Here is a 13,429-nt window from a genome sequence, read left to right on the forward strand (position 1 = left end):
ATAAACATGAGACTCGATCAATATCTTTCCAAAGTGGGGCTGATAAAACGACGGACCGTGGCCAAGGAAATGGCCGACAGCGGACTGATTAAAAAAAACGGCGAACGATGTAAGCCGGCCGGCGAGGTCAACGAGGGCGATATTATCAGTGTCGGCGGCAGTCATCCCCTCACTATTAAAATAACCGCTCTCCCCGCCGGAAACGTTAAAAAGGAAGAAAGAGAAAATTATTACCAATCGATGGCGTAAGCCTTCAGTTTCTTTTATAGAAAGGCTTGCGTTTTTTTCATTTTCGTGTTTTTTTTAAACAGGGACGATATCGGTACAGGTCCGATAATTGCAGGCAATAGTCGTCTTGGGAAAATTGTGAAGAATATATAAGCGGAGAAAGACAATGAAAATTACTGATGAAGTCAAAGGCGATGTGGCCATAATTCATCTTGAAGGCAAAGTCATGGGCGGTCCCGACTCCACCATGTTTCATGGCAAGTTGCATGAACTGGCCAACGGCGGCACCAAAAAAGTTGTAATCGATCTGGCCAAAGTGGAATGGATGAGTTCGGTTGGACTGGGTATGCTTATCTCGGCTCTGACAACCATGAAAAACAATAAGGGCATGCTCAAGCTGGCCAATGTGACCAAGGGAATCGAATCACTCCTGACCATCACCCGGCTGGTGACCATCTTCGAAACCCACGATTCTCTTGACGAGGCCGTAAAATCATTCTAAACCGGCCTATCCGGTCGGCTTCCGATAGGATATATTAAAAATGGCAGTTTGATTCAATCAAGCCGCCGTTTTTAATTTTATCGCAAGAATTAATTATTGCCGCTTCGATCAAGCGGACGCCGCGGATTATAATAAGCGCTCTGGTAAAGGCCATACACTTTGCATTTCATCTCCGCCACCACCTCAGGATACTCCCCGGCAATATTAAACGACTTGTCCGACAGATGATAGAGCGAAATCGGACCGCCGTTAAGACGGCTTACAAAGAAGAGGCTGTCCCGAATGAAACCGATATTGTACCAGCTCGTGGCAAAGGCAAAATCCTCGACCGTAGCGGTCGTATCGAAAAGATCATAACCAAGCGAATAATCATCATAATCCAGCCCCACCCGGCCCATCACCGTGGGAAGAATATCAAGCTGGCATCCCAGCCGATTATTTCTTACCCCCCCGTTTATTTCTCCTCTGGTGCTGTAAACAAAAAACGGAATCTGTATCCATGACACATCCAGTTCGGTCGTGACGTTATACGGAAAACCGTTGTCGGCCGTAAAAAAGATGATTGTGTTGTCGAAAGCGCTGTCCCTGTCGATCTGGTAAAAGAATCGCGAGAAGGCCCAGTCGGCGTAGCGTATGGCATCGAATTCGTTTTTTCGCGGTTCCGATTCCGGCATCCGTTCGATCCCCACCTCCGGAACCTCGCAGGGCGGATGGTTGGTTCCGGTGAGAATCAGGGCAAAAAATTTCCTGCCCTCCAGCGCCCTTTTCCGCAACTGGTTATAGGCATGATCGAACATGACCTGATCGGGAACCCCCAGCCAGTTTAAGACCAATGACTGATCGTGATCCAGAACCGAATACACTGTCATTACCCCGTTGGCTCGCATAAATCCCTGCATATTGTCAAAATGGGGATCCTGGGTAGTGCAGAAAATCGTTTCATATCCCTTTTCGCGGAGTATCGCGGCCAGTGAAAAATAGGTCCAGTATCCCTGGACCTGCTTCATCATGGTCCTTCCGAACAGGTGCGGAGTTCCAGTCATGACCGAAAACATGGCGGTACAGGTATGAGTTCCAGTTGAATAGAAATTGGTGAAAAGAGTCCCCTTCTTCGACAGCGAATCAAAACCCGGCGTCAGATCATACTGGTATTCACTCAGCAATGTGCCGATCTTGCTCGATCCGAAAGACTCGCTGATGACCACAATAATATTGGGTGGGTCGGGATTTTGTTTCTCGAAATGGCGATGGCGAACCAACCGTTTCTCTTCCTGGCCATCTTTGACAGGCGGCATCCCCAGCATCTCCCTGACCGTGTTTTCCCCTTCGGGATACTCCACCTGTTCCACCAGCCGGTGAATTTGCTCTCTTTTGCCCATATCATAAAAAATATCCCGGGCGAATTCATGGACCGGGTTAAGAGTAAGCTGATTGGCGAATTCATACCTGGAGAAAAAAGCCATTCCCCATCGCATCGGGGACACTTCATAAATTCGGCCGATTCCGCCAATAACCAATATAAACAACACCGGAAGAATATAAACCGCCGTCACCCAGCCCCGGTTGGGACCGGTGAGATTGAGAATCAAACCAAGCAGACGTTTGGCCAGGTAGATGAAAGTTACCAGGATCACCAGGTATAAAAGCATATACCGTATTACCGGGTAGCTTTCCCAGATCATCTTTATCATGTCGCTGGAACTGTCTTTCCACAGCAGCGCCGAACCATTGAGGCGGGCCTTGAAAAATTTGTAAAACTCGATGTCGATTAAGTGCAGGAAAAACATCACTCCCGAAATGACTCCCAGCAAAACCAGATTGACAACCCGCACTGATTGATACCGCGAAATATCTATGGTCGGAATGGTACCTATCAGGAAAAGAGGAAGGAGAACCACCGCGATTACCCGAAAATCAAAACGGGCCCCGATTATAAAGGATTGCATCAGAATTGACAGAGGAATTTCGGATACCGGATCAGGATTGCTGACCATCAATAACAATCGCCAGAATTCGGAATATAACAGTAACAGAAGCGCCGCCCCGAGAATATAAAAGGCGGACGCCGAAACAAACCGAAATTTATAATTTCTTCCCCTGATCATTGCCGACCTCAATATTTAAAAAGGAGAATTTATGCCGAAACATACATTTCGACCAGAGAAAAATTGAATAATTGGAAATAACGGTTTTCCGGTCCGGCCATTATAGCCTGTTGACCTTCATGATGGCATTATAATAAATATCGGCCGTGGCTGTATCACCGATCATTTCATAATAGCGGCCCAATTTATCCCCGGCCGTCGAGGCGTGGCCATCCGACATCTCGAAGGCCTGCTGAAGATAGTTTAATCCCCGCTCCAGTTCGCCTTTTTCCAGCATGATATCCCCCATCAGAACTACCGGCAGGTAAAAGTCCGGGGGACCGCTCCGGGCGGACTGCCCGGCCGCTTCGAAGGCCAGGTCGAATTCTTTATCCCGGTTGTAATTGAGCGCCTCGGCATAAAGGTTGATAAATCCGGGATCGCTGTAATAACTATCCGGTCCCCGGTAATCATCCCGATGTTTGAAAATAGTATACATATACCCCTCGACATGAAACACCGGGTAATAGCCATTACGAAATTTCGATGACAGAAATAAGGCCTTCTCAGCCGGGGCCGACGGTTTCAATCCCGTCGAAAAAAGAATCAGATCCGGCTCACGCTCCATGAGGTAAGGGACATTGTAATTGCGCTCTTTCCAGGTTGATTTAATACCCCAGACCGGCCGGGGATTCTTGGCAATTGTTCGATCGGTCAGACCGAGCATATCGATGACCTCCGCCCCGCTGTAAAAACCGTAGGCTCCGATAGTCGTCAGGGCAATGGTATAATGATACGAGCGTGCCTGTCCAATAATTTCCGCCTGTCGTTTCATACTGCTGACCAGTCCGATCTCGAATTCTCTCACCCGGAGCAATCCCGGACGGGGAATAAGAAAGGTTGCCGCCCCGCAGGCAATCATAACAACAGCAAAAACGACTGCCCGGACAGGAGATTTCCCTTTTGTGATTTTATCAACCAGAAAATAAATGGCCGAGGTAAACGGGATGTACAAAATCGGTAGCAGGACGATAAAAAAACGATAGCCATGAAGAACATCCCCCCCCACCAGTCCGACATAAATGATAAAACCGATAATAACCGGCAGAAACAATTTTAATCGCTGAGGAATAAACCGGAAAAGAACCATCGGGATTACAATAAGCCCGCCGCCAAAACCATAATTTTTTAAAAAAAGCCGGATATAACTTAAACCGGATGCCAGATATTCGCTCGACCAGCCGGTTTTGGCATAAAAAGGATTAGGTAATAAATCCCCGTAATAAAACCAGCGAAATACGAACTGAGGCAAAATTAAAACAGCAAAGACCGCCGCCATTAGAGCCAGATGACCTATTCGATACGATCCCGAGATCAGGTAGTAAATCATGACCAGGAGAAATATCAGTCCACCCTCAGGCCGCGTCAGGGTAGCCAGGGCCAGAAACGGGATGAACAGGAAACTTCGCGCCGAAGCCATCCAAACACCATAAAATACCAGGGCCGAAAAAAATACCGTCTCCAACCCGGAAATCGACCAGTACGCCATTGCCCCGTTGGCCAGAAGCAACCATGCCGCGGCTATCGGAATCAACCGGGATCTGTCATCAGGGATAAACTCCCGACCTTTAAATAAAATCAGCCCGAATATCGAAAGCCCCGACATTATTCCGATCACCTTCGAGACAATTATATAATCCAACCCGATCCGCCCGAATAACGCCATTAGAATTATCAGGAAAAAATTAGTGTATCCTTCCACTCGCTCGCCCATATTAAAAACCAGGCCGTCCCCGTTTAAAAAGTTCTTCACATAGCGATAAGAAATAAAAGCATCATCCTGGGTGAAAGAAAGTGACAGGGCATGGATGACAAAAGCGATGGCGAATATTATAATAACTGCCGAATATGGTGATCTTACACGGAACATATTGACCTTAAAAATAAACGCCCGACCGGCAATTTACAAGTCAAAGCTGTTTGGCTCTTGCCAAAAAAGCCGGGATGATTATATTCAAGGCTTTTGCGGCGAAAGAAAACTATGGAATCTCTGCTGAGTAAATTAAATCCCGTCCAGCGTGAGGCGGTGATTTCCACCGAGGGTCCGTTGCTGGTGGTAGCCGGGGCCGGTTCCGGTAAAACCCGCGTTCTGACCAGTCGGGTGGCCTATATCCTCGGAAAGCGTCTGGCCGACCCTTGCAACATCCTGGCCGTCACCTTCACCAATAAAGCCGCCAATGAAATGAAAGAGCGCATTAACAGTTTCTTGGGAACCCAAACCTATAGTCTTTCCGTTTCCACTTTTCATTCCTTTTGCGCCCGCCTGTTGCGGCAGGAGGCCGCGGAGATAGGCTATCCGGCCAATTTTACCATTTTCGACGAAGACGACGCGATCGCTTTAATAAAGAACTGCCTGGATCAATTGAATATCGCCCGGACCCAGTTCCCGGCACCCTCGCTCAAGAGGAAGATTTCCAATGCTAAAAACCTGATGGTCGATGCCGCCGCCTTCGCCGCCCGCGCTTCCGGTTATTTCGAATCCCGCACCGCTCAGGTTTATACCCTTTACGAACAGCGTCTCAAAGAATGCGGTGCTTTCGATTTCGATGATCTTATCTTCCGCTCCGTCAAAATTCTGTCATCCCGCGAGGATATCCGCGACCGTTACCGTAATCGCTTTAAATATATCCTTGTCGATGAGTACCAGGACACCAACCATAGTCAGTACCTCCTGTTGAAACTCCTGGTCGGCGAGCATCAAAATATATGCGTCGTAGGTGATGAGGACCAGTCGATCTACGGCTGGCGCGGGGCCGATATCTCCAATATCCTCAATTTCGAGAAAGATTTTCCCGGCGCCCGGGTCATCAAACTGGAACAGAACTACCGCTCCACCGAAATCATTCTTAAAGCCGCCTCATCGGTTATCGCCAACAATATCGACCGAAAAGAGAAAACCCTCTGGACCGAGGAAAAAAGCGGCGACCCTCTCAAGCTCTTTCTGACCGACACCGCCGCCGATGAAGCCGCAACCGTGGTGGGAAATATAGAAAAGTCACTGGGCCGCCACTCACTTTCGGAAACGGTGATTCTCTATCGTATCAACGCTCAGTCCCGGCCTTTCGAGGAGGCTCTCCGGCGCCGCAATATCCCCTACCAGATAATCGGGGGATTGTCGTTTTACCAGCGCAAGGAAATCAAGGATATTATAGCCTATCTTAAATTAGCGGCCAATCCCAAAGACGATATTTCCTTCCAGCGGATTATCAATTATCCCCGCCGGGGTATCGGCGGCACCTCCATCGAAAAACTGAGCGCATACGCCCGCGCCAATGACCGCTCCTTGCTTGAGGCTTCCTCTGAAATCGACAATTGCGACAGCCTCGGCTCCCGGCCGAAAAAAATCCTGCGCGATTTCCATGACCTGATGACCGGTTTTATCGAGCGTAAAAATCATCTCGATATTGACGAACTGACCCAGATATTAATTGATGAATTGAAAATCGAGGAGCATCTTATCGAAGAAGATCAGCTGGTTGGTCAGGGACGGGTGGAAAATGTCGAGGAGTTCATCTCCAGCGCCCACGAATTCGCCGCCACTTACCCGGAACCGACTCTTGAAAACTTCCTGGCCGAAGTTTCGCTCTATACCGATCTCGACCGCTATAAGGAGATCGATGACAAACTGACCCTGATGACTCTTCATACTGCCAAGGGGCTGGAATTCGGCTCGGTGTATATGGTCGGTCTTGAAGAGGGCCTTTTTCCCTTGGCCCGGGCTATCGAAAACCCGCTCGAACTGGAAGAAGAACGGCGGCTTTTTTATGTCGGGGCCACCCGCGCCAAAAAAAATCTGCAGCTATCCATGGCCACCACCCGTAATCTTTTCGGCGAGATGGAATCGATCCCGTCCCGCTTTATTAAAGAACTCCCCCCGGCTCTGATCGATACCGCCGATTATCGAAGCCATCACCGGCGCGAATTCGAAACTGTCCGCCCGGTTGGATCGTTCCTGGGAAAGAATATCCGAGAAATCTCCGGGGTCCATTATGAGTACGAAGATGAGGAAATGCTCCGGGTCGGCCGGATCGTCCAGCATAAAACTTTCGGCCGCGGTAAAGTGGTCCGGGTGGAGGGCGAGGGGGAATCGATGCGTCTCGAAATCTACTTCACCGGGGTTGGCACCAAAAAAATCATGGCCAAATACGCCAAACTCAAAGTCGTCGGCTAAGTTATTCCCGATCAATCTCCTATCCGATTTATTTCGCGTCGCCACCTTTTGCTTAAACTGTCTGAACGCCTGTCCGATAATATATGTATATACCTGTCGCCTGAAATTCCGACAGCAGGCGCCTATTCGACTTGGGACAAAAAGCAGCATAGAAAGGGCAACGAATGGACTCCCCCGGTCCCGGAGAAATCATTTCCGGAATAAGCGAAATCGGCAGTCTCCCGCAAACACTTGCGGCTGTCCTCGAAATAATCAATAATCCGGCCGCCGGCGCCGACCAAATCGCTGATGTTATTTCCAAAGACGTGTCGTTGACCGCCCGGGTTTTGAAAATGGTCAACTCGGCTCAGTACAGCCGCCGCCGGAAAGTCTCCCGTGTCACCGAGGCGGTGGTAGTGATGGGACTTAACAGCATCAAAATGCTCACCCTGAGCAGTTCGGTGTTCAGTATGATGCCCGATAACGAATTCTCCGGCCGGTGCGATATCAAACGGATCTGGCGCCACCTTATTGAGGTTGCCGCCGGGGCCCGAAGTATCGCCCGGGAAATCAACTACCCGGAACCTGAGGAGGCTTTTGTCGCCGGTATTCTTCATGATATGGGAATTATCATCATGTTACTGTATTTCCGTGATCGTTATCTTGACCTGATCGATAGGGCCGCCGCCGAGAAAACCCCGCTCTGGAAAATAGAACAGCAAACTCTCGGATTCACCCACGGTGATCTCGGAGCGGAAATGATTGACACCTGGAAATTACCGGTGCGTCTTTCTCACGCCGCCCGCGGCCACCATCAGGTGGATGAATCCGGCCTCGAACCGGAAGCCACCCGCCTGAACAATATGGTGGCGCTGGCCGACCGTCTGACTCTGGGTCCGTTTAATGATTACTACCCCGACGTTGAAGAAAATATCCGGTTAATAAGTGAATATCAGAAACATCTCGGGCTGGAAAGTGAAACCGTTAATCGCATACGAAAAGAATCACTTCAGCAGTCGATTACGCTGGCGGAATATCTTGATCTCGATGTTGGCGATGTTATCGATATAATAACTGCCGCCAACAAGCAATTGGCCGAAATCTATTTTTCGCTCGAACAATTATATATTAGAGAGTATGAGGCGCGCCGGCTCAATGTCGAAATCGCGGCCGAAATTTCGTAAAAACATCAAATTAATTGTCCGGCAACATATTGTGACCGATACGGCCAATCCATCGGTTTCCGCCGCCTAATCCCTAAAGGTGTTAATATCAAAGGCGGTCAACCGATATATCATATAGAAATTGAGGAGATAATATGACACCGGGAACACCCAGAGAAATCATCGAAGGAATCCACGAACTCGGCAGCTTGCCGCAATCGCTGTCGGCGGTTTTAAAAGTCGTCAATAACCCCCACGCCGGAGCTAAAGAAATCGCCGAGGTTATCTCCCGGGATATCTCCCTGACCACCCGCCTCCTGAAAATGGTCAACTCCAGTCACTACATGCGTAAAGGCCGGGTAACCAAGGTTTCCGAAGCCGTTATTGTCATGGGTCTGGAATCGATCAAAACCCTCATCCTTGGCAGTACCATTTTTGGCATGACCCCCGATGAGGAACTGCTGAAAATGATGGATATCCGGCGTATCTGGCGCCATCTGCTTGAAGTGGCCCAGAATGCCCGTATCATCGCCGAATTGATCGGTTACCGCGAGCCGGAAGAGGCCTTTGTGACCGGTATTCTCCACGATGTCGGGATTGTAATTCTCCTGTTGCATTTTAAAAAGGATTATGCCGAACTGGTCGCCAAGGCGCGCCGCAACCGCCAGGAATTGGTGGTGGTCGAGCAGGATACCCTGGGGTATAACCATGCTGAGATCGGGGCCGAATTGATTACCGCCTGGCGACTTCCCAAATCGCTGGCCTACGCCGTCAGGAATCATCATAATTCCGAAGATACTTCGACCAATCCGACCGAAGAAAAACTGTGTGATATCGTCTCTCTTGCCGACCGTCTTGCGGTTGGTTCGCTGGAAATATTCCAGACCGATATCGCCCGGCTGGCCCGCGAAATAAAAAGCATGGCCCGGAATCTTAAACTCGATCACACCGAAACTGGAAAAATCCGGCGGGATTCCCTGTCGCGTTCTCTTGAAATGGCCGCCTATCTTGAACTTGATGTCGGAGATGTGATCGAAATTATCAGCGATGCCAATGCTTACCTGGCCGACCTTTATTTCGGTCTGGAGCAGACCTACCTGGAAATGCAGGGATACTACGAAAATACCGAGGTTTCACGAGCGTCCGAAAAAACGGTCACCGGATAATAGATCTTCTCATTCACCTGAGTGCCAATTTTTCTGAATAATTCGAGGGGTGATTGAGGCCCCCGATTCAGTTTAATTCTTCAAAAAAAACCTTGTAAATTTGGCCCAAAAGCTTAAATTCACTCAAATTTTTTATAGATGAAAGGAGTTCGGCGGTGTCAAGATTACTTACGGGAAAAAGAACCACCATTTTTTTCATTGTCATTTTAGGATATTTAATATATACCCTCGCCTTTGGTCAGAACGAGACCCCGCTCGGGTTGAATACCACAACCGCATCCGAACAAATCGACAGCACGATCATTACCGCCGAACCGGAAATACCCGGCCCCTCCGAAATCCCGACCGAGAATTCCGATAGCCACACCACCCACGCATCCCAACCCGATGACGAATCCGCTCATGGAAACAGCGAGGTGGCCGAAGTTCTGCTGGGATTGATAGTCATCCTGCTGGCCGCGAAATTGGGCGGCGATTTATTTGAGAGATTCAAACAACCGGCCGTGCTGGGTGAACTGGTCATCGGTATGGTAATCGGAAATCTGTCCATGATCGGTTTCGATGCTTTCGAACCATTCAAGCACAGCGTAACACTGGAAGTCCTGGCCGAAATCGGTGTGATTCTCCTGCTTTTCATGGTCGGGCTGGAATCTTCCATCAATGAGATGATGAAGGTCGGCGCGGCCTCTTTCATGGTGGCCACTTTCGGCGTCATCGCGCCCTTTTTCCTCGGCTGGGGCATCGCCATCCTATTCCTGCCGGAACATTCGACCTATGTTCATATATTTATCGGGGCCACTCTGACCGCCACCTCGGTTGGAATTACGGCCCGGGTTCTCAAGGATATCGGGAAACTGAAAACCAATGAAGCCAAAATTATCCTCGGCGCGGCCGTTATCGATGATATCATGGGACTGGTGATCCTGGCTGTTGTCACCGGAGTTATCAATACGGCCAACAGTGGCGGCTCCGGGATAGACTCGGTTCAGGTCCTGCTGATTGTGGCCAAAGCAGTCGGCTTCGTTGTCGGAGCCATTGTCATCGGGAATCTGTTGATGCCGACCGTGTTTAAAGCGGGAAGCAAATTCAAAGTGGGAGGCGTCCTGCTTTCGACCGGCTTGCTGGTTTGTTTCTCCCTGGCCTTTCTGGCCAATAAGATCGGTCTGGCCCCCATTGTCGGCGCTTTCGCCGCAGGATTGATTCTGGATAAGGTCCACTACAAGGAATTCACTGAGCGCGGCGAACACCATATCGAAGAACTGGTGGAGCCGATCGGAATCTTCCTTATTCCTATTTTCTTTGTCGAGATGGGCATGAAGGTTGACCTAAGGACCTTCGGCAATACCGAAATCCTCTTTTTTGCCGGCGTCATGAGCCTGGTCGCCATTATCGGGAAACAAGCTTGCTCGCTGGCTATTTTCGATAAAACCACCAACCGCCTGGCCATTGGCCTGGGGATGATTCCGCGCGGCGAGGTCGGCCTTATATTCGCCGCCATCGGCGCCAAAATGACTATTCTGGAACTTGATCATGTCACCGGGTTGATGCATAAAGTTCCGCTGGTGGATATCGGAACCTATTCCGCTGTCGTGATTATGGTCATGGTGACTACTCTGGTGACTCCCCCGCTTCTGAAATTTTCGCTTCTTAGGGGCGATAAAAAGAAAAAATAACTCGTCGGGGTAGAAAAAAGACCGGTCCGATGACCGGTCTTTTTATGTCCTGACTTCATTTCCATCTTTCCAGTTCCGGAATAATTCCGCTCTCGACATCTGTCCCGACCCCGATATTGTTGGCCCCGAAAGTGCTGTCGCTCTTCTCCGGTTTAAACCAGCACCTGTTGTTTCCGGCCGCCGGATGAGCCACTTCGGTACTGTCGGTGTAAGATATATAACGGTCATTTCCCCCGATATCGATTAACCCCCCGATCGACTTACTGTCGGAATAATATGTCACCACTTGTGTCGGGCGGCGGTAATAATCCCGGTCATCGACCGCTCCCAGACCCAGCGCCCCCTCTTTTAGCCGGTAGGTGTCATCTCCCCCGATCTCGATCAAAAAGGCATTGGACCGGATTTCGGCACATCCCATCGATATCATCCCGGCGGTGTAAGAATCATTGCCGCCGATATTGTATAGAAAAGCGTTGGCGTAATCCCATCCGAATCCAAGCGCCGCCCCGGCTGTTTCATAAAGTTCGTGACGGTCGTCGCCGCCCTCATCAATCATGATGCCGTTACAAAAATGCGCCCCGGAGCCCTGGGTGAAATAGCATGATTCATAGTAATCGTTCCCGGAACCGTCATAGGCTATCCCCGTGGAAAACCAGTAGGCCGTCCCCAGCGACCAGTTGCCCGAGAGGTAATGATCGTTGCCGCCGATATCGATAATTGCCCCCAAACCGCCGGCCCATGAATGACCATCGGTAATATCGCCTCTTCTTCCGAAACCTACCCCCTGGACTCCGTTCCCATTTATTTTTTTTTCGGAATGATAATCTGACAGATCGTACACCTCGGGCGATGGTTCGCCCTCATAAAAATCATCGCCCATATAATCGGCCAATACCCCGATTCCGCCGCCGATCCCGCCATAACCCTGACCGGCCCCGTAAATATAAAAGCTGTCGTTGCCGCCCCCGTCCAGGCACAGTCCGATTCCAAAATAGCCGCACCCCTGGCCGGACAGCTCGGCCCTATATTTATCATCCCCTTCCCGGTCGAAAAGAATCCCAACTCCAAATACACCGAAACCCTGCGAATTATTTTTACCGATATAAACATCATTCCCGGCGGCCTCATAAAGAATCCCGACTCCCAGCACCCCGCCTCCGAGAGATGTAAAATAACCCGATTTGTGCTGATAATAAATGTCATCACCAGCCAAATCTATATGCACCGAAATTGGAATATCAAGATACCCGGTGGCTCCGACCGCGCCGGTCTCCTCCACGTCTCCCAAATCTATCGTTGCCAGACCGGTTCCAATTCCATAATCATCCAGTTGACCTTTTCCCGAACCGGCCAGGACAATCCTTCCATACGGTGTTGGCAGGTAGAAATCGATGAATTCCACGGAATCCTTGTAATATATAATGGAATCGGCCGTTTCCTGGACAATAGCCGCCGCCTTAAGAGCGGCATAATGCATACTGGCCATGTCGATACTCCCGGCGATATCATCGTATTCCGGATAATAAATATTACCATCGGATTGCGTTAAAGCCAGGTCGTCAATCTTTAATATCCGCTCCATCTCATCCCGATCACAATTCCGAAGGGCAATACGCCGCCATTTCGCCGCCTCGATCAGATTCAAAATAAGTTTACCGAGAATTAATTTTTCATAGATCGGCATTTTCATATCGTACGATTTAGCCTTGCTTTTATACTCCCCGACAACATCAACGGTATCGCTATCCGATAAAGCCGCCAAATCCGCGTTCAATCTTAAATAATCCTGCGTCAGGGGTTGATAATAGAATTGTCTTGGAACCAATGGATCTTCCCGGGCCGCCTTGAACAGAGAATCAATGGCCTCAGCCAGAGGATATGTCGAATCGGTGACACTTATCAGATTCGGCGAGTAATTGCGAAAACCGCCCAATTTCCGATCCACACCAAGCGAATAAGTCAGATAATATAATCCCAGGGAGGAACTGTCCAGAAATGATGAATCATGATATTTTGCGACACTACCGGCCATGGTTTTACTGTAGTCATACAACTTCAGAGGTTCGCGGAAAAGATCATCAAACGATGTTAACCGGTAGGGAATATCAAGCGGAAACCGGCTCCAGTAGCCTTTCGGCTGATACCCAAGATCGGAGTGGCTGAATCCGGCCGAATCCAGTACCAACTGCAGAATATCGACTCCATCGCCGCTCAGAACCGGGACCGGCAGGCTGACGGCAATCAGAATAACAAGTAATAATAACCGGGACACCTTTCACCTCCGCATATAATTAATATCTATGACCAATCAATAATATACCGCCCCACGGATTGCAATATTGATTTCTGCCCAATAAAAAAAGCCCCCGATTGGCGGGGGCTTTATTCGGAAAAATCGTCAGG

General features: G+C 49.5%; 9 protein-coding genes. 6 read left to right on the top strand and 3 right to left on the bottom strand.

What is annotated here, in order from left to right:
• The first annotated feature begins 6 nt into the window (after nucleotides 1-6).
• Entirely contained in the window at nucleotides 7-249 is a 243-nt protein-coding gene (locus tag JXQ28_12345; protein MBN2278522.1) for an RNA-binding S4 domain-containing protein, read from the top strand.
• 145 nt (nucleotides 250-394) lie between these two features.
• Entirely contained in the window at nucleotides 395-730 is a 336-nt protein-coding gene (locus JXQ28_12350; GenBank protein ID MBN2278523.1) for an STAS domain-containing protein, read from the top strand.
• An 89-nt stretch (nucleotides 731-819) separates the two neighbouring features.
• On the opposite strand, the gene JXQ28_12355 is transcribed toward JXQ28_12350, so the two are convergent.
• On the bottom strand, nucleotides 820-2,835 hold the full coding sequence (locus JXQ28_12355; GenBank protein ID MBN2278524.1) for an LTA synthase family protein: 2,016 nt from the start codon (nucleotides 2,833-2,835) through the stop codon (nucleotides 820-822).
• Between the two features lie 100 nt (nucleotides 2,836-2,935).
• Nucleotides 2,936-4,744, bottom strand: a complete 1,809-nt coding sequence (locus tag JXQ28_12360; GenBank protein ID MBN2278525.1) for a hypothetical protein — start codon at nucleotides 4,742-4,744, stop codon at nucleotides 2,936-2,938.
• A 111-nt stretch (nucleotides 4,745-4,855) separates the two neighbouring features.
• Between JXQ28_12360 and JXQ28_12365 the strand changes: the two genes are divergently transcribed.
• The 4 genes from JXQ28_12365 (at nucleotide 4,856) to JXQ28_12380 (ending at nucleotide 11,026) form a co-directional block, all read left to right on the top strand.
• Nucleotides 4,856-7,045, top strand: a complete 2,190-nt coding sequence (locus tag JXQ28_12365; protein MBN2278526.1) for a UvrD-helicase domain-containing protein — start codon at nucleotides 4,856-4,858, stop codon at nucleotides 7,043-7,045.
• Between the two features lie 164 nt (nucleotides 7,046-7,209).
• On the top strand, nucleotides 7,210-8,208 hold the full coding sequence (locus tag JXQ28_12370; GenBank protein MBN2278527.1) for an HDOD domain-containing protein: 999 nt from the start codon (nucleotides 7,210-7,212) through the stop codon (nucleotides 8,206-8,208).
• Nucleotides 8,209-8,342: 134 nt separating this feature from the next.
• On the top strand, nucleotides 8,343-9,353 hold the full coding sequence (locus JXQ28_12375) for an HDOD domain-containing protein (protein ID MBN2278528.1): 1,011 nt from the start codon (nucleotides 8,343-8,345) through the stop codon (nucleotides 9,351-9,353).
• A gap of 416 nt (nucleotides 9,354-9,769) precedes the next feature.
• On the top strand, nucleotides 9,770-11,026 hold the full coding sequence (locus JXQ28_12380; protein MBN2278529.1) for a cation:proton antiporter: 1,257 nt from the start codon (nucleotides 9,770-9,772) through the stop codon (nucleotides 11,024-11,026).
• 55 nt (nucleotides 11,027-11,081) lie between these two features.
• Here JXQ28_12380 and JXQ28_12385 read toward each other — a convergent pair whose 3' ends face one another.
• Nucleotides 11,082-13,298, bottom strand: coding sequence for a hypothetical protein (locus JXQ28_12385; protein MBN2278530.1), 2,217 nt, complete (start codon nucleotides 13,296-13,298; stop codon nucleotides 11,082-11,084).
• Nucleotides 13,299-13,429 lie beyond the last annotated feature (131 nt).

This window comes from Candidatus Zixiibacteriota bacterium (genome assembly GCA_016933955.1).
Classification (GTDB): Bacteria; Zixibacteria; MSB-5A5; order GN15; family PGXB01; genus JAFGTT01.

Bases quoted from the DNA above. Each gene is read 5' to 3' on its own strand.
- JXQ28_12345 (MBN2278522.1), top strand. From the start codon at position 7: ATGAGACTCGATCAATATCTTTCCAAAGTGGGGCTGATAAAACGACGG.
- JXQ28_12350 (MBN2278523.1), top strand. From the start codon at position 395: ATGAAAATTACTGATGAAGTCAAAGGCGATGTGGCCATAATTCATCTT.
- JXQ28_12355 (MBN2278524.1), bottom strand. From the start codon at position 2,835: ATGATCAGGGGAAGAAATTATAAATTTCGGTTTGTTTCGGCGTCCGCC.
- JXQ28_12360 (MBN2278525.1), bottom strand. From the start codon at position 4,744: ATGTTCCGTGTAAGATCACCATATTCGGCAGTTATTATAATATTCGCC.
- JXQ28_12365 (MBN2278526.1), top strand. From the start codon at position 4,856: ATGGAATCTCTGCTGAGTAAATTAAATCCCGTCCAGCGTGAGGCGGTG.
- JXQ28_12370 (MBN2278527.1), top strand. From the start codon at position 7,210: ATGGACTCCCCCGGTCCCGGAGAAATCATTTCCGGAATAAGCGAAATC.
- JXQ28_12375 (MBN2278528.1), top strand. From the start codon at position 8,343: ATGACACCGGGAACACCCAGAGAAATCATCGAAGGAATCCACGAACTC.